Raw genomic sequence first — 25,101 nt, 5'->3', positions numbered from 1 at the left:
CCCGACGAATCGAAGAAAGCACTCCATGACGGCCGAGGGCCCCGCTCGCACCGGTCCGGTGGCCGTACGCGCGCTGACACTGCTGGAGGCGTTCACGCCAGAGCATCCGACCTTGACGTTGAGCGAGCTCGCTCGACGATCGGGGTTCCCGCTCTCCACCACGCACCGGCTCGCGCTCGATCTCGTCGGGTGGGGAGCGATCGAGCGCGATGACCGGACGGGCAGATTCCACATCGGTCTGCGACTGTGGGAGATCGCGTCACTCGCACCGCGGGGCCTGGTCCTCAGGGAAAGCGCGTTACCGGTCATGGAAGATCTCGCCCACGTCACCCAGGAGAACGTGCAGCTGGGAGTACGCGACGGTCACGAGGTCGTGTTCGTCGAGAGAATTCGCAGCCGTGACTCGGTGGCCCTGCGCACGCGCGTCGGCGGCCGTTTCGCATTGCCGCCCACCGGAGTCGGTCTGGCGCTGCTGGCCCACGCGCCCGCCCACGTTCAGGAGGAGGTGTGCTCGGCACCGTTGACCAGATTCACCGAGCACACCATCTGCGATCCGGACATCCTGCGGCGCACGCTGGCCGATATTCGGAGAACCGGTGTCGCCGTCAGCGACAGACAGATCACCTCGGACGCCGTATCGGTTGCCGCACCGATCTTCGACCGCAGTCGTACGATCCGCGCGGCCGTCTCGGTCGTCGTCGATGCCGATACCGCAGCCCCGCACATGCTCGCCCCGTTGCTGCGGGCCGCCGCCCTGAGTATCGAACGCGCACTGTCCCCGCCCGACATATCGGCGCGCTCGTAATGCGCGGAGCACGGTCGGTGTGATTACCCGATCTCGTGGTACCCCTGGAGTATGAGTGAATTCGCGACGGGACCGGTAGCTGCGTCCGACAATCCGCCTTCATCGGTCCCGCCGTCATGGGGACTGGAGTCGACGTTGGTGGACGACGTTCCCGGCTTCACGGTGCCGTGGCAGGGCGCACCTGCACCGAATCCGCGGGTGCTGATCCTCAACGAGGACCTCGCCAGGTCACTGGGGCTCGACCCGTCGATGCTGCGCTCCGAGCAGGGCGCAGGCGTGTTGTCCGGGGCTGTCTCACCGGCCGATTCGACCCCCTCGGCGATGGCGTACGCCGGTCATCAGTTCGGCGGATTCGTGCCGTTGCTGGGCGACGGTCGAGCACTACTGCTGGGCGAGCTGCACGACGAACACGGCCGACGAGTCGATCTGCATCTCAAGGGCTCCGGTGCCACGCCGTTCTCCCGCGGCGGAGACGGGCGCGCGGTGGTGAGTGCGATGCTGCGCGAGTACCTGATCAGTGAGGCCATGCACGCTCTGCACATCCCGACCACTCGGTCGTTGGCCGTCGTCACGACGGGTGAGCAGGTGGTTCGAGAGGCAGGTCCGCAGCCCGGCGCAGTGCTGGCTCGGGTTGCCTCGAGCCACCTGCGCGTAGGTACCTTCGAGTTCGCGGCCCGCCGCGAGGGCCTCGCACACAGCCTGGCCGACTACGCCATCGCGCGTCATTATCCCGAGCTTGCCGAACTCCCGGCAGAGGGCGCGGAGAGTCGATACCTCGCATTCTTCGAGGCCGTCGTCGACAAGCAAGCGCAGTTGGTGGCGCAGTGGATGTCCGTCGGCTTCGTGCACGGCGTCATGAACACCGACAACACGACGATCTCCGGTGAGACGATCGACTACGGGCCGTGCGCGTTCATCGACGCCTACGATCCTGCAACGGTCTTCAGCTCGATCGATCACGGCGGCCGCTACGCGTACGGCAACCAACCCGCCGTCCTGGGTTGGAACCTGGCACGATTCGGCGAAACACTACTGCCGCTGGTCGATTCGGTTCCGGACCGCGCCATCAGCGCGCTGACGACGGTGTTGGACTCCTACGGTGATCGCTACCGACAGCACTACGAGAACCTGATGGCCGCCAAGCTCGGCCTCGACGCTATCGAACCGGACGGCAGTCTCCTCGACGAACTGCACGTGCTTCTGCGGGATCATCGTGCCGACTGGACCCTGACCTTCCGCGCGTTGGCGGAGAATCTGCGGGGCAACGACGCAGATTTTGCGTCACTCGTACCGCACGAGGCAGCTGCACCGTGGCTCGAACGATGGCGCGCAGCGGTGCTCGAGCGGGGCCACGACCTCCGGTCCGTCGCGGACGCCATGGACCGAGTGAACCCCGCGTACATTCCTCGCAACCACATGGTCGACGCGGCGCTGGCAGCAGCGACCGAGGGTGACCTCGCGCCCTTCGACCGCTTGTTGTCGGTCGTGACGAATCCGTTCGACGGTCGGGTCGAGCTGTCGGACTACGCCGGACCCGCGCCCGTCGACTTCAGCGCGGGGTTCCGAACGTTCTGCGGGACGTAGTCAGCTGACCGCAGCAGTTGCGACGCGATATTCGCGTCGCAACTGCTGTGCGGCACAGGGAGTTCGGGCCTACTTCTCGTCGGGATCCAGGGCGTCCTTGATCTTCCCCATGACGCCCTTCTCGGTACCCAGTGCGGCCGACGCGGGATCTCCCTTGGCCCCGTCGTACGTCGCGTACAACTTCGGATCGGGTGCAGGCGCGGATGCCTTGCCGCCCAGAGGCTGCGGATCGGCGAGGAACCCCATCTGCCGTTTGCCGTCGGGCGCAGGCCGATTCGCCCAGCCACCGGTCGAGGAGAACTCACCGTCCGAGAGGTGCCACAGATCGGTTGCGTGCTCGGATGCCTCCTCGTCGAGAAGTGCACTCGGTGCTACGACGTCCTCGAGTCCGTCGGCTTGCAGCTCTTCGATGGCAGCGAGCCACAGATTCTGATGGTGCGTATCGCGAGCGAGATTGAACTGCAGCATGGCCTTGACGCCCGGGTCGTCGGTCATGTTGTACAGACGCGCGGTCTGCAGCCGCCCCTGCGCCTCGGCGGCAACGTTCGCACGAAAATCTGCGAGCAGGTTGCCACTGGCGATGATGTACCGACCGTTCCACGGGTAGCCGTTGGAATCCGCCGGAAGCGCACCGCCGCCCGACACGATCGCCTGCTGCGGGTCCATGCCGCCCATCACTGCCGCTACCACGGGATCGGTAGCAGCGGCTTTGGTCGACTCGGTGGCCGGTGCACCCTCGAGCAGACGAGCGACCATGGTGGCCAGCATCTCCACGTGACCCATTTCTTCGGTCGCGATGTCCATGATCAGGTCCTTGTACTTGCCCTCCATGCGACAGTTCCAGCCTTGGAACAGATACTGCATGGTCACGGTCATCTCGCCGAATGCACCACCGATGAGCTCCTGAAGCTTGTGTGCGTACACAGGATCCGGCTTCTCGGGCTTGGCATCGAATTGTAGGTAGTCGGTGTGTCGGAACATAGGGACTCCAGTTCGGGTCGAAGTTCGAGCAGGTGACTCGATCCGGCTACCCGCCGAAATTCCCAGCAAACACTTTGCACTGCAAGGGTTTAGAACTCGATACACAGGTCTGGACCGCGACGCCTCGACGACGGACACCGGCGGAACATCCCGGTACACACGGCTTTCCGCAGCACCGTCCGCACGAGGGCCGCGGTGCTATCGACCTACAGGTAAGTCCCCTGCAGCGCATCGACGGCAGGGGTACGACGGCGCGATACTGCCGACATCGGATCGGACACCGCATCCGATCCCCGATGAACGTGAACACGCTCCCGGAGCCGTCGAACGTTGCGGTCGTCGGCGGAGGCCGGCGCGACGACGGTGAGACGGAACCCTCGGCACAGCAGCTGATGGGACGCATCGACGATGTACTGCGTTGCCGCATCACCGATCTCGGTGACACCGACCAGGTCGACCACCACCGGTCGGTCGGCGAGCACGGACCCCGCCAGGCAGTCAGTCTGCCAACAGGCGGGTATTGCCGGGGATCTCGAGTGCGCCCTGCACCGAGACGACGATGGGGCCGTCGTCTCCGCGGTCGACGGACATCGAAAACGACGAGGATTCGGGAATCATGGGCATTGACCTCCACAGATCGAAGACTGTGGCAGGGGAAGATCGTGGTTCGTACCGCAGTCGATTCTGCGGGCGTGGTCTCCACCCAATCACTGTGTAGGATACCCCGACTCGGGCCTGGATGCGACCACCCCTGCGTTCAGCGGGCCCGTGGGCGTGCGCTCGGGACAGGTGCGAATGCACCCGCGAGGCTCTGTATATTATGACCCCGTTCGGTCGAGTCGGGGCCGGGAGTTGACGAGTGGCTGCCTGCTGTCCATGCGGGGGCCCGACCGAAACGAGCCCACCAGATGAGTGACTTTTCAATCGAAGACGACCGTCTTCACGACGCACCGGACGCCTCGGGTTCGGCGTTCGCCCGGATCGGGCAATACATCCAAGCGTTGCGCCGAATCAAGGGGAAGATACTGACCGGTGCCGACGTCGATGCCGTTCTTCAAGCCGTGTGCTCCGAGGTCGCAGCCGTGGTTCCCGACGCGGATCTCGTCGGCATCACCATGCTCGACGACACCGGCCGACCGCGAACCGTGGCGTCCACCGACCCCGCTGTGCACGACATCGATTCCGACCAGTATCGCGCTGGTCAAGGCCCCTGCCTGCACGCCATCCGCAGCGGACGTATGGTTCGCGCACAGGCGCACGAGGCAGTAGCTCGCTGGCCTCGCTTCGCTGCCGCAGTGGCCGATCTGGGCGTCCACAGCTATTTGTCGGCCCCGCTGACGCCCGACGAGCACCGCCACGGGTCGCTGAACATCTACGGGACGAGTGCCGGCGGCTTCGACCCACTCGACGAGGTCTCGGTGGCCCTGCTCGCCACCTCGATCGAGACCGTCATCGCGATCACCGAGCGCGCCCGGTCGGCCGAACGAGAAATCACCGGCCTGCGGACAGCGATGAAAACGAGAGCTGACATCGACCAGGCGAAAGGAATCATCATGGCGATGCGCGGAATCTCCGCCGACGACGCGTTCGCCCTGCTGTCCGAGCAGTCGCAGAACAGAAACATCAAGGTCAGCGAGATTGCGTCGGCGATGATCGAGTCGGTTGCCGAACATTCGAGCTCTCGAACCGGCCTGCACGAAGAAACGAACAGTGGGTATGATTCGGACAGCGTGGTGTAGCCCCTGCCCGCAGTCGACAGCGCCGCTCGCACCGGGTTCGCCTCGGTTCTGCAATCCTTGCCGGTCTCGGTTACGCCGCAGTGCGCTGTTCGACGGACATGCCACTGCACAGGGTAAGGACGGTGACCCCCCATGAAACACAACGAGTTGCTCGGGCTCGGCATCGCCAGCGAACACCATGACAACGCAATTGTTCTGCGGGTCAACGGAGAAGTGGATCTCGCGACCGCGTCCGATCTCGCCCACCACATCGAACAAGCGGTCACGGCAGCGCCTGCAGCCGTGATCGTCGATCTGTCGGGGGTGTCCTTCCTGGCCTCCGTCGGCATGAGCGTGCTCATCGCAGCTCGCCGAAAGGCATGCTGCTCAACCTCGTTGGTGGTGGTCGCATCCGGGCCGACCACGGGGCGGCCGATGCATCTGGTCGGACTCGATGCTGCGATTCCGATTTTCACCGATATCGATTCGGCCCTCGAGTCCGTCGGTTCGTCGCTGAGGAAGTCCGTAACCGGGGCATCGGGCTCGTCCGAGTCCGGTGCCGGGTGTCCAGAGTGTGCGACCGGCACGTCGACCGCGGATGTACACACTGCGTGAACCGGTCCGATTTCCACCGCCTACCCGTCGAGATCGCACTAGTCTTGGTCGATGACGACGGGTGACGAGGACGAGGACGAGGACCACCGTGCGTGGAACGACAAAGCGCGCAACGAAACTCCCACTCAGCAGTTGGATCGCAATTGGTCGTCGTTGCTACAGGAACTCCGTGTCGTACAGACCGGTGTACAACTTCTGACCGGGTTCTTGTTGACCCTGCCGTTCCAGGCCCGCTTCGACGGGCTGTCCACGGCCGGCCACGTGGTCTATCTGATGACGGTGTCGGCGTCGATGCTTGCGACGATCCTGTTGGTGGCTCCCGTCAGCATGCACCGACTCCTGTTCCGGCAGCGTGCAATAGGGGTCATAGTGCGCGTCGGCAACATACTCGCCATCAGCGGTCTCGCCATGTTGGGAGTGACACTGGTGGGTGCTGCCGCCCTGACGTTCGAGATAGTGCTCGGTGTGCGCGCCGCAGCCCCCGCGGCCGCTGTCGTGGCGTCGACGGCCGTCGCGTTCTGGTTCCTACTGCCCCGGATCCACCGCCGTCGATAACGTCTCGTCGACGGTGCCTCAGGACCGGCAGTCGACGGCCGTGCGCCACCACCGATCGTCCGGCCCCACCGGCATGGCGCGCTTGTGCCGGGTCTTGTCGAACCAGCGCTCGATGGTGTCCACCGCATCGTCGTCGACGGGTCCGCCCTGCAGGTATGCGTCGATCTGTGCGTAGGTGACGCCGAGTGCTTGTTCGTCCGGGAGCGCGGGACGGTCGTCCTCCAGGTCTGCTGTCGGCACTTTGCGCCACGTCGATTCCGGTGCGTTCAGGTGCCGCAAGAGCTGCGCACCTTGGCTTTTGGTGAGACCGCTCAGCGGAGTGACGTCCGCGCCTCCGTCACCGTATTTGGTGAAGAAGCCCGTCACCGCCTCGGCCGCGTGATCGGTACCCACCACCAGAAGATTCTCCTGGCCGGCGATCGTGTACTGCGCGATCATGCGTTCGCGCGCCTTGATGTTGCCTCGTACGAAGTCCGCGATACGCGGAGTATCCAGCGCCGAGGCGGCCGAGCGCGCCGAGGCGTCGACGGCGTCGCGGATATCGACAGTGACCGTCCGGTCCGGCTCGATGAAGTCGAGTGCGACGACGGCGTCGGCTTCGTCCGCCTGAGTTCCGTACGGCAGACGCACCGCGACGAATGTGGCCTGGTTACCGAGTTCCGCGGCCTCGCGAGCGGCCAGCCGAGCGAGCTTTCCGGCCAGGGTGCTGTCCTGTCCCCCGCTGATGCCGAGCACGAAACCCGCTGTGCCACTGGCCCTCAGATAATCGGCGAGGAAACCGACCCGGCGGCGGATTTCCTCGTCGGGATCGATCGACGGCCGAACACCCAGCTCGTGCTGAATACGGCTTCGGACACTGGAATCGGTACTCATACTGCGCTCCGATCTCGTTGACGAACAGTTGTCTGCACTCCCCCGGCGTCAGCTACCCGTGGCCCGTTTCCGCGCGTGGCGCAGCAGGGTATCGAGGGAAAACGCCATGGTCCGGGCCAGAACTTCTTCCGGTTCACCCTCGAAGTGCTTGCATTCGGTGCTCACGTCGCCGCGGTCGTACACCGCTGCCCACACCGTCCCCGGTGGTTGGTCTTCCTGGCTCTGCGGCCCGGCTTCGCCGGTGACGGCGATCGTCAGATGCGCGCCGATCAACGACGCCGTCGATCGAGCCATCGCCGTCGCGGCCTGTTCGCTGACGACCGGGCCGTCGGGGACCTCGAGCAGAGTGTGTTTCACGCTCTCGTGGTACGCGACGATACCGCCGCGGTACCACTGCCCCGAGGACGGCGCCTTGCCGAGCATGGCCGCGAGATTTCCGGCGGTCAGCGATTCGGCGGTGCCGATCGCGATGTCGTACGTCTGCGCCAGTTCGGCGATCTTCCTACATACCGAGGAAGCGTCGGCCTCGGTCGGTAGACGCTGTTCTGCATCGGTGTCCATCACACACTCTCCGTACCTGATTCGTCGAAGGTGTTCGCCGGATTGTTTCAGCGACTGATTCTGTGGGCGCGGGGCCGGAGGCTGCAGGGGTTGAACCTCCGGCCCCTGGCTCGACCGCACGGCCCGGGCGCGTACGCCGAGCTGTGTATCGACTTCCACGCACGACGGCAGTCCAAACACGGGGCTTACGACCGATATTCGGGTCTTCATCGCAGATACCGGACCCTTGGCACGTGTTCGCGAGCAGTGCTAATTTCGGATCGACAGTCAGTTCCAGGAGGTGTGTTATGCCGAATCGACGTACTTCTGCGGGGGCAGAGCGACCGGTAGCGTTCTACTCCGACACAGACCGCGCCATGATCGACTTCGCCCTGAGATGGGTCAATCACGGAGGCGGACCGGACGACGAAATCCGGTCCGCCTTCGCGATGTCGACTCAGGACTACTACCGCACCGTGCTGGAGATCCTCGACCGCGATCCCGGCAGCGTGTTCGGCGAGTTCGGCCTCAGCCCTGTCATGGTGACGCGACTCAAAGCCATTGCCAGAAGGCGCATCTGGCTTACTCAGTGACCAGCTGGTGCTGAGGCCCGCAGACTATGGACAGGACCGACCACCGCGATCAACCCGCGTCCCGTGCCACCGGCGAGTTCCACTCGGCAGTAGTGAAACGGGCTGCGTGAGCAGCGACGGCGGCAGCGTCTGCATTGCGCGAGAAAATCCGGCGTTGGCGTTGCGCGCCGTTCCCGAGGTGCGTCAACCGTTCGAGAGAAGTCTGCACGCAGCGGAGGTCGCCTGTGCTGGTCAGCGCCGGTTCCACGTAGCGGACGAGCGATCGGAGCAGACTCGATGCCGACACCGGTCTCCCGGTGCTCGGATCCACTGCGACGCCGGCCAATCCATCCATGCGGGCACGGTGGTATGCCGCTGCGAGGTGATTGCCGGCCACGACGAGTGCCGGCTCGCCGCGGTCGATGGACCGAAGGGCCGTGACGACGAGACCGCGGACCAGTGCAGCGGACAACACCACCTCCTCGGCGACGGCAGGTACGTCGCCGACCCGCACCTCGACCGTCAGCTGGTGGGAGCTGGGCCGTACATCCCAGTAGAGCGATGCTTCGTCGAGAATCATCCCGGTCTCGATCATCGAGCCGACCAGGTCGTCGTACTCCGCCGTCGAACTCAGGTGAGGGGGCGGACCAGCCGTCGGCCACCTGCCCCACACCGTCGAACGCCAACTCGAGTGCCGAGTGTCGACGCCGTCGTGTATCGCGCTGTTGGACGTCAACGCCAGAAGCGTGGGGAGCCAGGGCCGCACGACATTGCATACCCCGATCGCCGTCTCCTTCTCCGGCACCTCGACATGAATGTGACCCCCACACGTGGCAACGCTCTCTGCCAGTGCCCCGTAGGTCTCGGCAAGACGCCGATAGCGGGAGCCGTCCGAGATGGGCAGGCGGCCACGATCAGCAGGCGCAACCGGCGAGACACCTGCCGCCAGTAAGTGGGCACCCTGCGCCAAGGCCACCGCCGACAGCGTGGCGCGGGTGGAGATCACGTTCTCCCGCAACTCGCGAAGACACTGCAGCGGAGGCGAATTGGCCTCCACCTGCACCTCGGTCAGCTCCGAGACGGCATCGATTCCCGCAGCCCGGGCATGCGCGACGACACCGGGGCCGACCGCCACCGGACGCAGCATGTCGATGTCGGCGAGAAAGAACTCCTCCTCCACTCCAACCGTGGGGACTGCCCCTGCACTCATCGGGCGCTGTCGCCCGGGTGATCGCCGACGACCACCGCGAGATACACCGCGGCGACGATCGTGCGCGGTGCGGAACTGCCGGTCACGCCGACCGCGCAGGCGTCTCGCCTGTGCAGGAATTCGGAACCTCTTCGGATCTCGCCGGTTTCACCGCACTTCGAACGGCGTCCGCGACGCTGCGGACGCACTCCGTACCGAGGTGGACACCACTCGGATCGAGTTGTCGCTGCAGCTCGGGTGTACAGGCGACGATCGCGCGACACCGGTGCGCAGCGAGCCGCAAGGCGGCTGCCGAGAGGACGGGAACCACTGCGGGGTCGACGAATTCGACATCGAGCAGATCCACGACCAGCGACCGCCCGCACACGATGGCCTCCGACACGCATTCGCCTATGACCGGAATTGCCGATCTGTCGATCGACCCGACGATGCGGATGACGACCGGTCCGCCGACGAGTTCGTCCACGGACAGCGCGAATGCGCCGTCCTCGGGATTGTCCGGCCCGCAGAACGACAATCGAATCGATTCCGGATCACTGTGCACCGACCGTAGAAACACCATTGCCCACCTCCACCGGCTCGCGACCGGAGACTGTCGGCTGCCTCTGACACCAGTTCTCGAGAAAACGAGTCTCGGACTATCGGGTGTCGAAGAGCGCGGTCGGGCACATCTCGCAGTCGCTACTTCCTGACTACGGGGCTTCTCCTCAACCGCGTGCAGATAGTGTATACACAATTGCGTCCGGCGAAACCCGCTACGCTGCTTCGATTGTCGGCAGTCGACGGTTGAACCGACCGCAATCCAGTGCACGGTAGCCGTAGCGAACACGCTCCCCGCTTCGGCCGCAAGGGACGTCGGTTCGGCCCGTTGTGAACGCTCCAGCAAGGGCGACGCCCTCGTGTGAGGTTTCGCATTGCGGCTTTACGTAATAGGGTGTTGTTCGACGCCCAGTTGCGATGACCGCTCTGGCCGCGTCTCGAGTACGCTGACTCCAAAATCGGGTCGGCATATCCCACACCCTTCACCGGTGCCGGGCTATGCGCCCGAAAGGGGCCGTGCGAACCCATCAGGGATCGAATCGATATGCACGTTGCGCTTGTCTCCGAACACGTGAGTCCGATAATTGATGCGGCCGGCATCGAGGCAGAACAATCGGCTGCCCAGCTCGATCGGCTGGCCTCGTCGCTGGCCCGCGCCGGCACCCGAGTCGACGTATACACCAGGAAGCAGAACCCGGATCACGAGGACGAGCTGCTCACCCCCGACGGTTACCGGGTGGTCAACCTGTCTGCGGGGCCTGCTGTCCCGATGACCGAAGAGGAATCGATTCCTCACACGAGCGCGTTCGCCTCCGCGCTCCGCGATCACTTGCTCCGAACGAAACCCGATGTAGCACATGCACATTCATGGGTGTCGGGGCTGGCAACCGTACTGGCCGCCGGCGCGACGGGCGTCCCCACGGTGATGTCGTTCCACGGTCTCGCCGCGACCGACCGATCCGGGCCCCCGACGGCCGGCACCGATTCGGTGGTTCCCCGGGCGGCTATGGAGAAGAAGATCGCTCGATCGGCGAGCCGCATCATCGCGTCATGTCCCGACGAGGCCGACATGTTGACGCGGATGGGCGTCGCCAGAGCCAAGGTGTCCATCGTCCCGACCGGGGTGGATCTGAGTGACTTCGATCCATCCGGACCGACCGCACCACGCAGCGGTGCCGCGTGTCGGGTGGCGACCGTCGGGTCGGATGCCGAGGTATCGACGATCATCGAACTGCTCGGAAAACTCGACGACACCGAATTGGTCGTTGTCGGCGGCGAGCCACGCGAATCCAGCGGCGTGGCGCAGCTACGCACGGTCGCCGCAGCACACGGCATGGCCGGGCGCACGGTGTTCACCGGCCCGGTCCGCCATCGCCACATGTCGTCGCTGTTGAGGTCGGCCGACGTGTTCGTCTGCCTGTCCCCGACCGAATCGGCAGGGATCGCCACCCTCGAAGCCATGGCGTGCGGACTTCCCGTCGTCGCATACGGAGTGGGCTACGCCGGAGAGTTGGTGATCGACGGGGTCACCGGCCGCTCGATCAGGCCGGGCGACCGTCGTCGCTTGGCACGAGAGCTGGCCCTGCTGCTACGCAACGAGTCCAGGCGTTTCGAGCTGGGAGTGTCCGGCTCCGACCGTGCGCAATCTCGCTTCTCGTGGGACCGCATCGCCGAGGACACCTCACGCGTCTACGAGGCAACCGCACAGACCGGGTCGACAGTGAACGCCGGGTCGACCCAGCAAGCCGGCTCGACTCACGACCATCCGGTGCCGCCGACTGCACCCTCTCGTCGGCACACGGTGTGAACAGCCGGCGAGCCTATCTGGACGAGCGTTCCTTGTTCGATTCGGAACCGAGGTCGACGAGTTCTGCGGCCAAGGTGGCCACCGGGACGTTCTGGGTTTGCGACAGCCGTGAAATCAAGTCGAACGCCTGTACCGCATCGATTCCGTACCGCTCCATCAACATGCCCTTGGCTTGGCCGATGATGTCCCGTGAAGCCAAGCCGGACTTGAATTGCTCGGTCTTGTTCGCTGCATACAACGCCACCGCAGCGTGGGTTGCGAGCACGCGACCCAGTTCCTCGTCCTCGTCGCTGAACGCATCACTGGTCAGTGCGAACAGGTTGAGCGCCCCGATGGTGTCCTCGTTGGTGTAGAGGCGGAAGGACAGGCTGCTGAGAACCCCTGCTCCCACCGCCTCCGGACCGAAACGTGGCCAGCGGGAATCGGAGCGGAAGTCGTTGCACCGCACGAACAGCTCGCTTCGTGCGGCATCGATGCACGGCCCCTCGTCGAGGCGTTCCTGCATGGCGTCGAGGCGAACCGGCAGCTCACTGGTCGCGGCGTGCGACTGGTACTTCTTCGGCCCCGCCACCACGAGAATGTCGGCGCAATCGACCGCGGGTATCAGAGATCGGGCGCTCTCCGTCACGCCGCGCAGAGTCTCGTCGAGACTGGACGGTGCGAAGAATGACCTCGTCGCTTCGGCAATCGCCTGTGTGAGGTCGCGAGCTGTCATCGATCGATCGGGTCCCATACCTGACGATGCTAGTCAAGAGGAATCGACTGCTCGACGGTTGAGTCCACCGGAAGCGGGGCATGCAGAGCGCAGCAACCAACCGACCGACGATCAGGAGTGCTCATGACCATGCCGACCGATGCAGGTGCAGAGATCCCATCCGAGGGCAGCAACGACGGTCCGCGCGAAGAATCTCCCGACGAGGCTGCAGTCGGTGCTCACGTCGACGAAGAGAACGTCCCACACCCGCCCGAGGACGACACGCAGAACTGATTCATCGGGCGGTCGGGGTCAGACGGAAGATCGGAAACCGCCTGCCCTCGGCCGTCTCCGTGTATTTCGCGAATCCGTCCGATGCGTCGAGGAATTTCTGCCACTGCCGGTCCCACTCGGATTCCGGAATCTCGTCGGCGTCGACGGAAACGGTTCGAATACCTCCGTCCCCGGGTGCCTCGATGTCGATGGCCGGATGGGCGCGCAGATTGTGCACCCACGCTGGATCTTTCGGTGACCCGGCAGCCGAGCCGACCACCAACCAGCTCTCTCCCTCCGGAATCGCCATGAGCGGGTTGAGCCGCACCGCACCGCTCTTGGCACCGATCGTGTGCAGAACGACGAGCGAATCACCGAAGCCGGCCGTGGACACGTGGCCATTGTTGCTTCGGAACTCGTCGATGATGATCTCGTTGAAGTCGGCCATGGGCCGATTATGCCGCCGATGCGGCGCGGCCACTCCGCTTTTCGCCGGCGTTCGACGGTGTCAGTTTCCCGGTATTCCGTCCTCGTGATCGACGAGCAAAGACAACGACTCCCAATTCTCCTGCACGGCAGCGGCCGCGCCGTCCGCGTCACCCTCACTGCACAGCGTGATGATTCGTTCGTGTTGGGCTATCGAATCGCGGCCCACCAGCGAGGCGAACCGTAGTCGTTCGAGCCGGCGCAGGGTCGGCGTCACCTGCTCGAGAACCGTGACCACGACCAGATTCTGACTCGCTTCGACGGCGACTGCGTGGAACGCGTCGTCGCCGGCCAGCGCGAGGTCCACATCGCCTCGGGTGAATGCGGCGGCGAAATCCTTGTTGGCGCGACGCATCGCGGCGATGTCGCGCTTGTTCATCAGCGGTACAGCCGTCCGGACCGCGAGTGCATGCATCGATGCCGCGACCGCCTGCGCGTCCAGCACCGCCTTGCGTTCGATGGTCGACACGATGGTCGAACGCCCGGGCTGGGTGTGTACGAGGCCCGCCAGTTCCAGCCTGGCCATGGCGTCGCGAATAGGTGTACGCGACACTCCGAGCCACTGTTCGAGTTCGGCATCCCGCAGCCGCTCGCCGGGCGCGAAGGTGCCGTCGACGATGGCGTCGCGAATCGAGACGTAGGCGTTGTCGCGCAGCAGGGAGCGCTTGTGTTTTCCGAGCTCGACGGGGACCGGCATGCAAAATATCGTAGCCCACCGCTTTCGCTGGCGAGGCGTCCCACGTACAGTATGCGATATATTGCATCCTGCATGACACACCGATCAAAGGAGAACCACGTGGCGATCGCGGACTTCGAGCGTTATCCCCTCACCTTCGGCCCGAGCCCGATTCACCCGATGGAACGATTGAGCGCGCACCTCGGCGGGGCCAAGATCTGGGCCAAGCGAGAAGACGTAAACGCAGGATTGGCCTACGGCGGCAACAAGACCCGCAAGCTCGAATACATCGTTCCCGACGCACTCGCGCAGGGTGCCGACACATTGGTCTCGATCGGTGGCGTGCAGTCCAACCACACGCGACAGGTGGCTGCGGTCGCGGCAAAGCTCGGACTCAAAGCCGTTCTGGTGCAGGAGAAGTGGGTCGATTGGCCGGATTCGGTCAACGACAAGGTGGGCAATATCCTGCTCTCCCGCATCATGGGTGCAGATGTCCGCCTCGATCCGTCGGGCTTCGGAATCGAATTCAAGGACAGCTGGCAGAAGGCCATCGAGGACGTCGAGCGAGCGGGCGGCAAGCCCTACGCCATTCCCGCGGGCGGCTCCGACCACAAGCTCGGCGGACTCGGCTTCGCCAACTGGGCGTACGAAGTACAGAAGCAAGAAGAGGAGCTCGGCATCTTCTTCGACACGATCGTGGTGTGCAGCGTGACCGGGTCGACGCATGCCGGCATGATCGCCGGGTTCGCCGGGCAGGATCGGCCGCGTCGAGTGATCGGCATCGATGCATCCGCCAAAATCGCTCAGACCCGCGACCAGGTGGCCCGAATCGCCCGTAACACAGCAGAACTCATCGAACTGGGTCGCGATCTTCGCGACGACGAGATCACCGTCCTCGAAGGCTGGGCCGGCGACTACTACGGAATACCCGTCGACTCCACGATCGAGGCAATCAAGCTCACCGGCCGTCTCGAAGGCGTGATCATCGACCCGGTGTACGAGGGCAAGTCCATGGCCGGACTGATCGATCTGGTCCAGAAGGGCGATATCGGCAAGGACTCCACCGTTCTCTACGCGCACCTGGGTGGTCAGCCCGCCCTCAACGCGTACAGCGGAATCTTCTGAGCTGGACTTCGCGGTACCGGTGCCCGAGGATCGACAGGTGATCCTCGGGCACCGAACCTGTTTCTGCACCGGCCGACCCGATTCGGCACGACGAGCGAAGGTGTACGCATGAGGCAGCGCTCCGACGAATTGGACTCGCTGAGTTGCCGAATCACGGCGGCGCTGCAGTTCAATCCCCGGGCGTCCTGGGTCAGCATCGCCGAGGCGCTCGGTGAACCCGAACGCACCGTCACCCGACGCGGCAAGGAACTACTCGATTCCGGGGACGTGCGCGTGGTCGGCGTCATCGGCGCGACGGGCGCGGTCGTTCTGCGAGCTCGATGTCACGTCGGTATGGCACGTGCCGTGGCAGTCGGGTTGGCGCGCCGCGACGACACGATGTTCGTGTACGCCACGTCGGGGCACGAGGAATGCGTCGCCGAAGTCCTGGTCGACGATGCCCATCTGGCGGATCTGATGCTCGACGACCTACCCGGCATCACCGGGATCAGACGCATTCGGGTCGATCCCATCACGCGGGTCTATCGCTCGGTCCGCGAGTGGCGGCCGGCGATTCTCAATTCGCACCAGATCGCGGCCCTGACGCCTCCCGTACACGAGGGCTACCAACCGGACGGCCGTGTGGGACCGGAGATCTCGACCCTGCACCGCAGCATTCTGCGCGTCCTGGCCGAGGATGCCCGGACGCCCACCTCGGACATCGCGCGCGTCGTCGGCGCTACCGAGAACACTGTCCGACGCCACATGGACACTCTGGAACAGACCAACAAATCCCGACTGCGGGTGGTCGTCGAGCCGGCGTTGCTGGGGTATTCGGCGGAAGCCCTTGCCTGGGTCAAGGTTTCGCCTCGACACCACGAAGCACTGGTCGAGCTACTGCTCGCACATTCCGAGGTTCGGTACGCGGTGGCCCTCGCGGGCTCGGACAGTCTGCTCGTCAACCTCGCGTGCCCGGACCGAATGGCCTTGCATCGCATGACAACTGCCTCGGACTGGGCCACCCTGGCCGACGCGATCTCGGTGGTGTCGATTCTGCGGGCCACCAAGCGCAGCGGCAACCGTCTGCTGGCCGCGGACTCCGCGTCGTACCTGTATTGATCCGGTACGACGCGGCAGTCACTGCGGTCAACGGATCGGTGCGCCGGGGCCGAGCGGGATGCCGAGCATGTACCAGACTGCGAACAACGCCGCCCACACGATCAGCATGCCCAGCGCGACAGGGATGGTGAACGAGGCGAGGGTACCGATGCCTGCATTCTTCTTGTAGCGCTGGATGAGTCCGAGGGTGAGCACGAAGTAGGCCGACATCGGGGTCATCGCGTTGGTGCAGGAATCGGCGATTCGGTAGACGGCCTGGGTGGTTTCGGGGTTGACGTCGATGTACATGAGCATCGGCACGAGAACCGGGGCCAGCATCGACCACATGGCCGAACCACTGGTGACGAGCAGGTTCATCACCGAGATCAGCACCAGCATCATGGCGAACACCACGAGGGGGTGTAATCCCCCGGCTTTCAGCAGTTCCGCGCCCTCGACCGCAACGACGTTGCCGATGCCGGTCCACTTGAAGTAGGCGAGGAACTGCGAAATCGCGAAGAACAGCACCAGGATCGGAGCAAGGGTCTTGATGCCGACGGCCATCGATTCCGGAATCTCACGGAGCTGCCGAAGACTGCCGGTGGTGCGTCCGTACACCCATCCGACCAGGACGAAGGCGATCGCGATGAAGAACGCGATGTTCTGCAGCACGATCGACTGCACGAACCCGCCGTCCTCACCACGCAGCGGCGACGAGGGAGGAAGCAGGGCGGCGACGACGACGGCCACGTACACCGCCAAAGCTGCTCCGGCGCGGCGCATTCCCTTCTTCTCGATCGGCTCGAGATCGAGTGCCAGCTTTTCTGCGCCGTCCTCGACGCCCTCGTCGGCATCGAGATTCATGTGCTTGGCCATCACCAACTCCACCACCAGGGTGATGAAGATCGAAATCACCAGTGACGACGCGAGACTGAAGAAGTAGTTGTCCACCGGGGTCACGCTGTAATCGGCATCGACGATCTGAGCGGCGGAGGTCGTCAACGACGACATGATGGCATCGCTGGGTGTGATCAACGGTGACGCGTTGTAGCCACCGGCGATGGCGACGAACGCCACCATCATGCCCAGTACAGGACTTCGGCCCGCTGCCTTGAACGCCATTGCCGCCAGCGGAAGGACGACGATGAATGCCGCGTCGAACATGACGTGAGACATGGTCCCGGCGAAGGCAACCGAGAACGTCACCCACTTGGCGGGCAGCTTCACGATGGTGGCGCGCAGCAGCGTGGTGAGCACACCGGAATGCTCGGCGACGGACACACCGAGGATGACGGTCACGATGATGGGGAGCGGCGCGAACCCCGCGAAGTTGTCCAGTGCCGTTCCGAAGATCATGGCTACGCCGTCACTGCTGAGCAGGCTGCGAACCATCGACACCTCACCGGTGCTGGGTAGCACCACCCCGGTGCCCAGTGCGGCGAGGATCGCGCTGACCACTGCCAGCACTGCGGCCAGAAGCCAGAACAACAGGAAGGGGTGCGGCAGTTTGTTGCCGACGCGTTCGATGCTGGACACGAGACGGAACAGTGTCTTCAGTCCCCAGGGCATTCGTGCTTCGGGCGCATCCGCAGTTGCCGGTGGACCGTCGATCTGACTGGACATGATTGACTCTCTTTCGCATACCGTCGGATTGCGACCGAGCCCCGGGCTCGGATGTCCTGCTCACTCAAGTCGGTTCACGTTGCCGATATGTTGCATGTGTGAAATTTTCGGCCGTCTGAGCGAAACCGCCAATCCAACGGCGAAAACGCTCAATGGACGACGATAGCCCGGTGGGCTCCGCGCGGTGGTGCAGTCTTGAAACAGGCTTCCGACAACAACTCCGGCCGATCCGGATCGAAGCGAGGAGTTTCATGACCGGCGACATTCAGTCACTGTCCCTGCGCGCGCTCGCGGCACACATCCGCGATCGCGAGATCTCGGCCCGCGAGGCGCTCGAGTCGCATCTGGCTCGCATCGACGACTTCAACCCTGTCGTCAACGCGATCGTGACCTTCGACATCGATGGGGCGACCGAACGTGCGAGTGCAGCAGACCGCGCAACGGTGTCCGGCGAGGCACTGCCCGTTCTGCACGGCGTCCCGATGACGCACAAGGACAATCACCTGACCGCCGGTCTGCGCACGACTTTCGGCTCGCCCATTCTGGCCGACAACATCCCCACCGAGGACTCGGGCATCATCGCCCGCCTCAAGCGCGCAGGTGTCAACACCACGGGCAAATCCAACGTTCCCGAATTCGCTGCAGGCTCACACACTTTCAATCCGCTGTTCGGTACCACCACCAATCCGTACGATCCGACTCGCAGTGCCGGCGGCAGCAGTGGCGGTGCCGCCGCCGCCATCGCCGCCGGGATACAACCGGCGGGCGACGGGTCGGACATGGGCGGGTCGCTGCGCACTCCGGGATCGTTCTGCAACCTCGTCGGATACCGGCCGTCGTTGGGCCGAATTCCGATGCTGCCCGCCAAGAACCCGTGGGCCTGGATCGCTCGGCAGGGCGTGCTCGCGCACGACATCGAGGACGTGCGCTTTCTGATGCGCGCACTCGCCGGTCCGGATTCGTCCAGCCCTCGTGGTCTCCCGCTCGACGACTCGTACCGCTCGGAGGAGGCCGGCTCGCTGCGTGGGCTGAAAGTAGCGTGGACAACGGATTTCGGTCTCGGCGTACCCGTCGACCGTGAGGTGATCGACGTCCTGAGCCGCCAACTGCACGTGTTCGAGCAACTCGGTGCCAGTGTGGACGTCGATTGCCCGGACCTGTCCGACGCGGACGAGGTGTTCCAGACGACGCGTGCCTTCGACTTCGCCACCGCCTACGGGCACCTGTTGGACGAACACCGGCATCGCATGAAGAGCGCCGTGCAGTGGAACGTCGACAAGGGAATGGCGCTCACGACACGAGACATGATCTCCGCCAACACCGCTCGCAAGAACCTCGATACCGCAGTGCGACAGTTCTTCTCGCGATACGACGTGTTGATCGCGCCTGCCGTTCAGGTACTTCCGTTCCCCGCGGACGAGGAGTACCCCGCCGTCGTCGACGGCACGCCGATGAACAATTACCTCGACTGGATGCGGGCCGCTTCGCTGATCTCGGCGACAGGCCTACCGTCGCTGTCGATGCCCGGCGGCTTCAGCTCATCCGGCCTTCCGGTTGGATTGCAGATCGTCACCGCCGATCGCGCCGATCACCTGCTGCTCCGGGTAGCGCATGCATTCGAAGCCGAGACGGCATTCCACCGTCGTGCGCCCGAATCGGCGGCCGCCACCGTCTGACAGATCCGGCGGGCCGAGTTCAGGACCTGGCGACCGCGGCGACGATCAGATCGGTCAACTCCCCGATCGCTTCGGCCGGTGTGAGTGACCCGGATACGGCACCGTGGGACAACGCGTCTGCGGCACCGAAGACGGCGGTCAGAGATGGCGTGGACATGCCGTCGGCATCGGTGAACGGACGCAGAATCTCCCGACACCGCTCGAAGTAGGCGCGCTCGGCGGTGCGCTTGACCTGTTCGAGTTCGGGCGAACCTTCGAGTGCCGCAAGCACACCCGTCAATTCCCTCCCCTGGGCCAATGTGCACCCCACGTAGGAGTCGGCAATGGCCTTCGCCCGACCGCGGACCGTCATGGGTGCCGAGTCGAGAGATTCCTCCAGCATCGCCGCCTGCCTGGCATCGAATTCGGTGAACAGAGCGGCAAGAAGTTCGGCGCGGGAGGCAAAGTGGCTGTACACCACCGGTTTCGCGACACCGGCATGCTCTGCGAGCCGTCCGAGAGTCAACGCGTCGGCCCCCTCGGCGCGTACGAGAGCCCAGGACACCTCGATCAACTGGGCGTTTCGATCGGAGCGCGACAGCCTCGTCCGTGCCATTCCGCCACCTCCTTGCTTATGTACTAATAGTAACCTACTGTTGGTACATAGCCGATCTTCCCCAGCCGAAGGAACAGCCATGAACACGCTCGTCGTAGTCTCCCATCCCGACCCGCACTCTCTGACCCACCAGGTCGCTCACTCCGTAGTCGAGGCCATCCGATCCACCGGCACCACCGTGGAGACCGCAGATCTCGCCGCAGAGAGCTTCGATCCACGATTTTCGGCTGCAGATCTGAGCCTGTTTCGCGGAAGCGGAAGCACACCGTCCGATGTAGCCGAGGAGCAGACACGGATCGACCGCGCCGAACACCTGATTCTCGTCTTCCCGATGTACTGGTGGTCGATGCCCGCACTACTGAAAGGCTGGATCGACCGCGTGTTCGTCGAGGGCTGGGCCTATGAATACGGGGACAGAGTATTCGTGAAGAAGCTGGACCGACTCACAATCCATCTGGTCGTCGTCGCGGGAGACGATGCAGACAGCTTCGAGCGCCATGGCGTCCATCAGGCCATTCGAACGCAGATCGAGCGCGGCATCATCGAATACTGCGGTGCCACAGTGGGATCCACGAACTTCGTATACGGGTCGGACACCAGGAGTCGCGCGGAACTCGCTACCGAGATCTCCGCTATCGGTAGCACGGTCGCAGACCGGGTCGCCGCGCAGCGCGCGCTCACCTGACCTGCCACCGCCACGCGGGACGAGGGTGGTCAGCGATTCCGCTTCTGCTCGGCACGGATCAAACCGCCGCCGACGATCAGCCGCTGAATTTCGCTCGTGCCCTCGTACAGGCGGAGAAGACGGACATCTCGATAGATTCGCTCGACGGGAACGCCGCGCATATATCCTGCGCCGCCGTGGATCTGGACCGCGAGGTCGGCAACTGTGCCGACCATCTCGGTGCAGAACAGCTTCACCGCCGACGGCGCGATCCGTCGATCGGTGTTTTCCACCCAGGCTCGGGCAGCCTCACGCACCATGGCCCGGCCTGCCATGACTCCCGTCTGCTGGTCGGCGATCATCGCCTGGACGAGTTGATGATTGCCGATGGGCTCGCCACCCTGCGTGGAAGACGCAGCATAGGAGACGGATTCGTCCAGGGCACGCTGCGCTTGACCGACGGCGAGCGCTGCGATGTGGACGCGGCCACGCGCCAACGACGTCATCGCCGCCCGGTATCCGATGTCACCGTTGCCGCCCACCAGAGCGTCGGCGTCGACCTCGACGTCGGTGAACGTCACATCCGCGGTTCCTGCTCCCTGCTGACCCATCTTCGCGTCCTTGTCACCGACCTCGACACCCGCAGCGTCGGCGGGGACCAGAAACACCGCGATCCCGTTGCCGCTGTTCGGCTTCGGGTCCACTCGCGCGAACACGACGAACAGGTCCGCGATGGGCGCATTGGTGATGTAGCGCTTGCTTCCGCTGATGATCCAGCCAGTACCGTCCACTACTGCCGTCGTTCTCAGCCCTGCCGGGTTCGAGCCGGCACCGTCCTCGGTCAACGCGAACGACGCGACGACGTCGCCGGCCGCCATGCCGGGCAACCACGTTGCCTTCTGCTCGTCGGTGCCGAACCCGACGAGCACCTGGCCCGCGATTCCGTTGTTGGTGCCGAACATCGACCGCAACGACAGTGTGGTGTAGCCGAGCTCCATGGCAATCTCGACATCCTGAATCAAGTTCAGGCCGAGACCACCGAACTCTTGCGGAATCGCGTATCCGAACAACCCCATCTCGGCGGACTGTCTCCGGAGATCGTCGGGAATCGAATCGGCGTTCATGATCTCGAGTTCACGCGGAACCACCCGCGATCGGACGAACTGGGAGACTTGCTTCTTCACGTCCGCGAAGACGTCGTCGGGTACCTCGGCATTGCGCACGGTCATGGCACCACTATCGACGCTGCCCACGGATCGGACAACCAACAACCGCGAGTAGTTGACACAACAATCATAGTGGGTACCATCGAATACAGTTGACATCGCAACTACTTCGGATGTCCACCCGACGAAAGGTCTCATCGATGACGAAGATCGCAATCATCTACTACTCCGCAACCGGCCACGGATCCACGATGGCGAACAAGCTCGCCGACGCAGCGACGGCGGCTGGAGCCGAAGTACGCGTGCGGCACATCGCGGAGACGCGCGACCCCAGCACCTTCGCCGAGAACCCCGCCTGGTCCGCCAACTACGAGGCAACCAAGGATCTTCCCGCTGCCAGCGGCGACGACATCGTCTGGGCCGATGGCGTCATCCTCGGATCACCGACGCGTTTCGGTAGCACCGCAGCACCGTTCCAGAACTTCATGGACTCGCTCGGCGGCTACTGGGCCAAGGGTGAACTTGCAAACAAGGCATACGCCGCCTTCACCTCGAGCCAGACCGCGCACGGCGGCCAGGAGACCACCCTCATCGGTCTCTACACCTCGCTGATGCACTTCGGCGGCGTCCTGGTTCCGCCCGGATACACCGACGGACTGAAGTTCGCCGACGGCAACCCCTACGGCGTCAGCCACGTCACCGGACCCGAGAACAAGAACGAACTGGACGACGCGACCACGGCAGCGCTGACCCACATGGCCACGCGCGTCGTCACCATCGCCGAGGCTCTGGCGAAGTAAAGGCCGGCTCTCGTCACCTCGAGAAGACCGCCCGATTCGCGTCCGGGTCCGCACATCGCCAGTGCGGACCCGGACGTAGTACATGCATGATGGCAAACGGCGTGTTTGTCATCTCGGGCGCGCACCGCCATGCTGTGTGCAGGGAACAGCAACTCCGCTGACTTCTGCGAGCGGTCGGTGGCGTCGCCCACCGACTCGTCGCTGCGACCAGTGCGAAACGGACATCGATGAAGGATCCCGGCTTCGATCCGCTCGTTCTCCGCGCCCTGTTCGACGAATCGCCCGACATGGTGGCCCTGTCCGAGTTCTCCGGCAGCGTGATCGACGTCAATCCAGTCGGCCTCCGCCTGGTCGGCCTGGAGGAACTGCCGTCGACAGGCCTGTTCACAGCAGATTTCTTCACGGCCCGCGGGCTCGAAGTCTCCGGTGACGTCGAACATGCGTTGCAGACGACCGGTCACTGGCAGGGCCGTACCGAATTACGCCACTTCGTCTCCGGCGCGGGCATTCCCGTTGCCCTGTCCACGTTCGTCGTCCGACGTTACGGGCGAGAACCCGACCTGATCGCCACCATCGTCCGCGACCGCACCCGTGGACACCAGCGTGATCTGGACCTGCTGGCCGCGGCTGTATCGGCGGAGAGAATCGCAGTCGAGCAACGGGCACTGGCCGAATTGAGCGCACTTGCCGTCACGGCGGACTTCGATACTGTGCTGGCTGCGGCCACGAGCACGGCGGCCAAGTTGGTGGGCGTCGAGTCTGCGGCCCTGGCCCGACGTTCGGAGGACTCGACCGACCCGCTTCTGTCCATCGACGCGATCACCCGCGCGCTCCCACACGATTTCGTGCTTTCCACCGGCGACGGGTCGTTGACCGGTTACGCCCTGGCGCGAAGGGCGATCACCGTGTGTTCCGACGTCGAATCCGAAACACGATTCGACACCTCGGCCATGGCTGCCCTGGGCTTTCGCAGCGGTGCCGCCGTTCCGATCACCATCGGTGCCGGGCTGTGGGGCGTACTGATCCTCTTCGGCCGAGAACCACATGTTTTCGGCGACGGAGACATCGCATTCGTCTCCGCAGTCGCCGGAGTGCTCTCCGCTGCACTCGAACGAGTGGAACTCGACCGCGAGCTGCGCTGGCGCAGCGCGCACGATCCCTTGACCGAACTGCCGAATCGCGCGGTGGCGTACGACGCGATCGACACTGCGCTCGCACAGGTCGCGGACACCGGCGGCCGAGTGGCCCTGCTGTTGCTCGACGTCGACGATTTCAAGATCATCAACGACAGCCTCGGCCACGACGTCGGAGACCGCGCACTCGTGCACTTCTCACGCCGCCTGGCCGCGACCGCGAGACCTGGCGATACCGTGGCCAGGCTCGGCGGCGACGAATTCCTGATGATCTGCAATCACATCGACGACGTCGCACATGCCGAACGCGTCGCCGAGTGCATCCGTTCCGCTCTCGCGGCCCCTACCGCGGAAGACGAGGGCGACGACCCGATTCCGGTGAGCGCCAGCATCGGAGTTGCGGTGTCCACTGCGGGCTCGACCCGACGCGAGCTCCTTCGATCGGCCGACCTGGCGATGTACCGCGCCAAGGACACCAGGGCCGGGCACGCCGTCTTCGACTCGAGCGACCTCTACGACGCCGACCGTGTGCGCTCCATGTCGGTGGACCTGCGCCGCGCCGTGGCCTCCGGCGACCTGACACTGGACTACCAACCCGTGATCGACGTCGAGACCGGACACATCGTTTCCGTCGAAGCTCTGGCGCGTTGGCAGCACCCGAATCTCGGTCCCATCGAACCGTCCGAATTCGTTGCCGTGGCCGAACGCACGGGTGTGGCAACGCTTCTCGACGATTGGGCCCTCACCACCGCCTGTCGACAACTCGTCGACTGGCGCGGGCTGGGCTGCGTCGGCATGCGCGTCAACATCAGCGCGCTGCAACTGCGCGACCCGGCCTTTCCCGATCGAGTGGCTGCCGCCCTGCTCACCACCGGTGCGCACGCTGACGGCGTCGTTCTCGAACTCACCGAGACGGAATGGCTCGCCGACACCGGCACCGTTGCATCGAACTTGGCGAGACTCCACGAGATGGGAGTTGCGTTGTCACTCGACGATGTCGGGAAGGGCTACAGCAGCCTGGCCTACCTCGAGCGCTTCCCGGTGATCGGCAGTTTCAAGATCGACCGAACGTACATCGACGCTCTCGACACCGAGCGAGGACGAGAAGTGTTGACCGCCATCGTGTCACTGGCGAAAGCCTACGGCGTGACAGTCGTGGGCGAAGGCGTCGAAACGCAGGCGCAGCTCGACGCTCTCACCGCAGCGGGATGCAATCTGGTGCAAGGATTTCTGCTGGGTCGGCCCGCCGACGCCGAGCACACGGCACTGCTGCTGTCCCGTGACAGCGCAGCGCGACAACGCTGAGCGCGTCG

At 64.5% G+C, this 25,101-nt stretch carries 26 protein-coding genes; 14 read left to right on the top strand and 12 right to left on the bottom strand.

The window, feature by feature from the left end; translation table 11 throughout:
* Positions 1–25 precede the first annotated feature (25 nt).
* Together CH278_RS07255 and CH278_RS07250 are read left to right on the top strand one after the other, a co-directional pair.
* Positions 26–805 (top strand): IclR family transcriptional regulator, encoded by a 780-nt coding sequence (locus CH278_RS07255; RefSeq protein WP_052054635.1) that lies wholly within the window; start codon positions 26–28, stop codon positions 803–805.
* 51 nt (positions 806–856) lie between these two features.
* Complete coding sequence (locus CH278_RS07250) at positions 857–2,389, top strand: protein adenylyltransferase SelO (RefSeq protein WP_094621542.1); 1,533 nt, start codon at positions 857–859, stop codon at positions 2,387–2,389.
* A gap of 69 nt (positions 2,390–2,458) precedes the next feature.
* Here the strand turns inward: CH278_RS07250 and CH278_RS07245 are convergent, their stop codons facing one another.
* Positions 2,459–3,370 (bottom strand): manganese catalase family protein, encoded by a 912-nt coding sequence (locus CH278_RS07245; protein ID WP_094621541.1) that lies wholly within the window; start codon positions 3,368–3,370, stop codon positions 2,459–2,461.
* Between the two features lie 206 nt (positions 3,371–3,576).
* Positions 3,577–3,852 (bottom strand): hypothetical protein, encoded by a 276-nt coding sequence (locus tag CH278_RS07240; protein WP_143536225.1) that lies wholly within the window; start codon positions 3,850–3,852, stop codon positions 3,577–3,579.
* A 426-nt stretch (positions 3,853–4,278) separates the two neighbouring features.
* Here CH278_RS07240 and CH278_RS07235 point away from each other — a divergent pair, with 426 nt between their 5' ends.
* From CH278_RS07235 to CH278_RS07225, 3 genes are all read left to right on the top strand, one after another.
* On the top strand, positions 4,279–5,109 hold the full coding sequence (locus CH278_RS07235) for a GAF and ANTAR domain-containing protein (protein WP_094621539.1): 831 nt from the start codon (positions 4,279–4,281) through the stop codon (positions 5,107–5,109).
* A 132-nt stretch (positions 5,110–5,241) separates the two neighbouring features.
* Positions 5,242–5,703 (top strand): STAS domain-containing protein, encoded by a 462-nt coding sequence (locus CH278_RS07230; protein WP_052053449.1) that lies wholly within the window; start codon positions 5,242–5,244, stop codon positions 5,701–5,703.
* Positions 5,704–5,754: 51 nt separating this feature from the next.
* Positions 5,755–6,258 (top strand): DUF6328 family protein, encoded by a 504-nt coding sequence (locus CH278_RS07225; RefSeq protein WP_032366828.1) that lies wholly within the window; start codon positions 5,755–5,757, stop codon positions 6,256–6,258.
* A gap of 18 nt (positions 6,259–6,276) precedes the next feature.
* Here CH278_RS07225 and nadE read toward each other — a convergent pair whose 3' ends face one another.
* On the bottom strand, positions 6,277–7,131 hold the full coding sequence (nadE, locus tag CH278_RS07220) for an ammonia-dependent NAD(+) synthetase (protein ID WP_032391872.1): 855 nt from the start codon (positions 7,129–7,131) through the stop codon (positions 6,277–6,279).
* A gap of 48 nt (positions 7,132–7,179) precedes the next feature.
* Positions 7,180–7,692: a CinA family protein gene (locus tag CH278_RS07215; protein ID WP_032391871.1), complete on the bottom strand. Its 513-nt coding sequence runs from the start codon at positions 7,690–7,692 to the stop codon at positions 7,180–7,182.
* Positions 7,693–7,979: 287 nt separating this feature from the next.
* Here CH278_RS07215 and CH278_RS07210 point away from each other — a divergent pair, with 287 nt between their 5' ends.
* Entirely contained in the window at positions 7,980–8,264 is a 285-nt protein-coding gene (locus CH278_RS07210; RefSeq protein ID WP_052053448.1) for a DUF3263 domain-containing protein, read from the top strand.
* Positions 8,265–8,313: 49 nt separating this feature from the next.
* On the opposite strand, the gene CH278_RS07205 is transcribed toward CH278_RS07210, so the two are convergent.
* Together CH278_RS07205 and CH278_RS07200 are read right to left on the bottom strand one after the other, a co-directional pair.
* Positions 8,314–9,453, bottom strand: a complete 1,140-nt coding sequence (locus CH278_RS07205) for a carboxylate-amine ligase (RefSeq protein WP_094621538.1) — start codon at positions 9,451–9,453, stop codon at positions 8,314–8,316.
* 82 nt (positions 9,454–9,535) lie between these two features.
* Positions 9,536–10,015, bottom strand: coding sequence for an STAS domain-containing protein (locus CH278_RS07200; RefSeq protein ID WP_052057049.1), 480 nt, complete (start codon positions 10,013–10,015; stop codon positions 9,536–9,538).
* A 549-nt stretch (positions 10,016–10,564) separates the two neighbouring features.
* Here CH278_RS07200 and CH278_RS07195 point away from each other — a divergent pair.
* On the top strand, positions 10,565–11,800 hold the full coding sequence (locus CH278_RS07195) for a glycosyltransferase (protein ID WP_179274478.1): 1,236 nt from the start codon (positions 10,565–10,567) through the stop codon (positions 11,798–11,800).
* A gap of 13 nt (positions 11,801–11,813) precedes the next feature.
* On the opposite strand, the gene CH278_RS07190 is transcribed toward CH278_RS07195, so the two are convergent.
* On the bottom strand, positions 11,814–12,533 hold the full coding sequence (locus CH278_RS07190) for a GAF and ANTAR domain-containing protein (RefSeq protein ID WP_032366830.1): 720 nt from the start codon (positions 12,531–12,533) through the stop codon (positions 11,814–11,816).
* A 105-nt stretch (positions 12,534–12,638) separates the two neighbouring features.
* Between CH278_RS07190 and CH278_RS27410 the strand changes: the two genes are divergently transcribed.
* A complete protein-coding gene (locus tag CH278_RS27410; RefSeq protein WP_167328339.1) occupies positions 12,639–12,788 on the top strand; it encodes a hypothetical protein in 150 nt (49 codons plus the stop codon).
* 1 nt (position 12,789) lies between these two features.
* On the opposite strand, the gene CH278_RS07185 is transcribed toward CH278_RS27410, so the two are convergent.
* Positions 12,790–13,215 (bottom strand): nitroreductase/quinone reductase family protein, encoded by a 426-nt coding sequence (locus CH278_RS07185; protein WP_094621536.1) that lies wholly within the window; start codon positions 13,213–13,215, stop codon positions 12,790–12,792.
* A 60-nt stretch (positions 13,216–13,275) separates the two neighbouring features.
* Entirely contained in the window at positions 13,276–13,950 is a 675-nt protein-coding gene (locus CH278_RS07180; protein WP_027495702.1) for a GntR family transcriptional regulator, read from the bottom strand.
* A 99-nt stretch (positions 13,951–14,049) separates the two neighbouring features.
* On the opposite strand from CH278_RS07180, the gene CH278_RS07175 reads away from it, so the two are divergent.
* Both CH278_RS07175 and CH278_RS07170 read left to right on the top strand, forming a co-directional pair.
* Positions 14,050–15,054, top strand: coding sequence for a 1-aminocyclopropane-1-carboxylate deaminase (locus CH278_RS07175; protein ID WP_094621535.1), 1,005 nt, complete (start codon positions 14,050–14,052; stop codon positions 15,052–15,054).
* Between the two features lie 108 nt (positions 15,055–15,162).
* Positions 15,163–16,152, top strand: coding sequence for an Lrp/AsnC family transcriptional regulator (locus tag CH278_RS07170; RefSeq protein WP_032391867.1), 990 nt, complete (start codon positions 15,163–15,165; stop codon positions 16,150–16,152).
* Positions 16,153–16,179: 27 nt separating this feature from the next.
* Here CH278_RS07170 and CH278_RS07165 read toward each other — a convergent pair whose 3' ends face one another.
* Positions 16,180–17,754 carry an AbgT family transporter gene (locus CH278_RS07165; protein WP_027495699.1) on the bottom strand — a complete coding sequence of 525 codons (1,575 nt, stop codon included), beginning with the start codon at positions 17,752–17,754 and terminating at the stop codon, positions 16,180–16,182.
* 251 nt (positions 17,755–18,005) lie between these two features.
* On the opposite strand from CH278_RS07165, the gene CH278_RS07160 reads away from it, so the two are divergent.
* Positions 18,006–19,430: an amidase gene (locus CH278_RS07160; RefSeq protein WP_032391866.1), complete on the top strand. Its 1,425-nt coding sequence runs from the start codon at positions 18,006–18,008 to the stop codon at positions 19,428–19,430.
* 19 nt (positions 19,431–19,449) lie between these two features.
* On the opposite strand, the gene CH278_RS07155 is transcribed toward CH278_RS07160, so the two are convergent.
* Positions 19,450–20,025 (bottom strand): TetR/AcrR family transcriptional regulator, encoded by a 576-nt coding sequence (locus CH278_RS07155; RefSeq protein WP_032381506.1) that lies wholly within the window; start codon positions 20,023–20,025, stop codon positions 19,450–19,452.
* A gap of 79 nt (positions 20,026–20,104) precedes the next feature.
* On the opposite strand from CH278_RS07155, the gene CH278_RS07150 reads away from it, so the two are divergent.
* The gene (locus tag CH278_RS07150) at positions 20,105–20,710 is read left to right on the top strand and encodes an NAD(P)H-dependent oxidoreductase (protein WP_032391865.1); all 606 of its coding nucleotides are present in this window, start codon (positions 20,105–20,107) and stop codon (positions 20,708–20,710) included.
* A gap of 29 nt (positions 20,711–20,739) precedes the next feature.
* On the opposite strand, the gene CH278_RS07145 is transcribed toward CH278_RS07150, so the two are convergent.
* Positions 20,740–21,918, bottom strand: a complete 1,179-nt coding sequence (locus tag CH278_RS07145; protein WP_027495695.1) for an acyl-CoA dehydrogenase family protein — start codon at positions 21,916–21,918, stop codon at positions 20,740–20,742.
* 137 nt (positions 21,919–22,055) lie between these two features.
* Between CH278_RS07145 and wrbA the strand changes: the two genes are divergently transcribed.
* Positions 22,056–22,655 (top strand): NAD(P)H:quinone oxidoreductase, encoded by a 600-nt coding sequence (gene wrbA / locus CH278_RS07140; RefSeq protein ID WP_027495694.1) that lies wholly within the window; start codon positions 22,056–22,058, stop codon positions 22,653–22,655.
* A gap of 227 nt (positions 22,656–22,882) precedes the next feature.
* Positions 22,883–25,093 (top strand): sensor domain-containing protein, encoded by a 2,211-nt coding sequence (locus tag CH278_RS07135; RefSeq protein ID WP_032391864.1) that lies wholly within the window; start codon positions 22,883–22,885, stop codon positions 25,091–25,093.
* The last annotated feature ends 8 nt before the right edge of the window (positions 25,094–25,101 follow it).

The sequence above is a fragment of the Rhodococcus sp. 05-2254-5 genome (genome assembly GCF_002258575.1).
Lineage (GTDB): Bacteria > Actinomycetota > Actinomycetes > Mycobacteriales > Mycobacteriaceae > Rhodococcoides > Rhodococcoides fascians.
The sequence above is the reverse complement of the archived record's forward strand: the minus strand, read 5'-3'. Positions and strand labels throughout refer to the sequence as shown.

Excerpts from the sequence above, each read along its gene's own strand:
- CH278_RS07255 (WP_052054635.1), top strand. The coding sequence starts at position 26 with ATGACGGCCGAGGGCCCCGCTCGCACCGGTCCGGTGGCCGTACGCGCG.
- CH278_RS07250 (WP_094621542.1), top strand. The coding sequence starts at position 857 with ATGAGTGAATTCGCGACGGGACCGGTAGCTGCGTCCGACAATCCGCCT.
- CH278_RS07245 (WP_094621541.1), bottom strand. The coding sequence starts at position 3,370 with ATGTTCCGACACACCGACTACCTACAATTCGATGCCAAGCCCGAGAAG.
- CH278_RS07235 (WP_094621539.1), top strand. The coding sequence starts at position 4,279 with ATGAGTGACTTTTCAATCGAAGACGACCGTCTTCACGACGCACCGGAC.
- CH278_RS07230 (WP_052053449.1), top strand. The coding sequence starts at position 5,242 with ATGAAACACAACGAGTTGCTCGGGCTCGGCATCGCCAGCGAACACCAT.
- CH278_RS07225 (WP_032366828.1), top strand. The coding sequence starts at position 5,755 with ATGACGACGGGTGACGAGGACGAGGACGAGGACCACCGTGCGTGGAAC.
- nadE (WP_032391872.1), bottom strand. The coding sequence starts at position 7,131 with ATGAGTACCGATTCCAGTGTCCGAAGCCGTATTCAGCACGAGCTGGGT.
- CH278_RS07215 (WP_032391871.1), bottom strand. The coding sequence starts at position 7,692 with ATGGACACCGATGCAGAACAGCGTCTACCGACCGAGGCCGACGCTTCC.
- CH278_RS07210 (WP_052053448.1), top strand. The coding sequence starts at position 7,980 with ATGCCGAATCGACGTACTTCTGCGGGGGCAGAGCGACCGGTAGCGTTC.
- CH278_RS07205 (WP_094621538.1), bottom strand. The coding sequence starts at position 9,453 with ATGAGTGCAGGGGCAGTCCCCACGGTTGGAGTGGAGGAGGAGTTCTTT.
- CH278_RS07200 (WP_052057049.1), bottom strand. The coding sequence starts at position 10,015 with ATGGTGTTTCTACGGTCGGTGCACAGTGATCCGGAATCGATTCGATTG.
- CH278_RS07190 (WP_032366830.1), bottom strand. The coding sequence starts at position 12,533 with ATGGGACCCGATCGATCGATGACAGCTCGCGACCTCACACAGGCGATT.
- CH278_RS27410 (WP_167328339.1), top strand. The coding sequence starts at position 12,639 with ATGACCATGCCGACCGATGCAGGTGCAGAGATCCCATCCGAGGGCAGC.
- CH278_RS07185 (WP_094621536.1), bottom strand. The coding sequence starts at position 13,215 with ATGGCCGACTTCAACGAGATCATCATCGACGAGTTCCGAAGCAACAAT.
- CH278_RS07180 (WP_027495702.1), bottom strand. The coding sequence starts at position 13,950 with ATGCCGGTCCCCGTCGAGCTCGGAAAACACAAGCGCTCCCTGCTGCGC.
- CH278_RS07170 (WP_032391867.1), top strand. The coding sequence starts at position 15,163 with ATGAGGCAGCGCTCCGACGAATTGGACTCGCTGAGTTGCCGAATCACG.
- CH278_RS07165 (WP_027495699.1), bottom strand. The coding sequence starts at position 17,754 with ATGTCCAGTCAGATCGACGGTCCACCGGCAACTGCGGATGCGCCCGAA.
- CH278_RS07160 (WP_032391866.1), top strand. The coding sequence starts at position 18,006 with ATGACCGGCGACATTCAGTCACTGTCCCTGCGCGCGCTCGCGGCACAC.
- CH278_RS07155 (WP_032381506.1), bottom strand. The coding sequence starts at position 20,025 with ATGGCACGGACGAGGCTGTCGCGCTCCGATCGAAACGCCCAGTTGATC.
- CH278_RS07150 (WP_032391865.1), top strand. The coding sequence starts at position 20,105 with ATGAACACGCTCGTCGTAGTCTCCCATCCCGACCCGCACTCTCTGACC.
- CH278_RS07145 (WP_027495695.1), bottom strand. The coding sequence starts at position 21,918 with ATGACCGTGCGCAATGCCGAGGTACCCGACGACGTCTTCGCGGACGTG.
- wrbA (WP_027495694.1), top strand. The coding sequence starts at position 22,056 with ATGACGAAGATCGCAATCATCTACTACTCCGCAACCGGCCACGGATCC.
- CH278_RS07135 (WP_032391864.1), top strand. The coding sequence starts at position 22,883 with ATGAAGGATCCCGGCTTCGATCCGCTCGTTCTCCGCGCCCTGTTCGAC.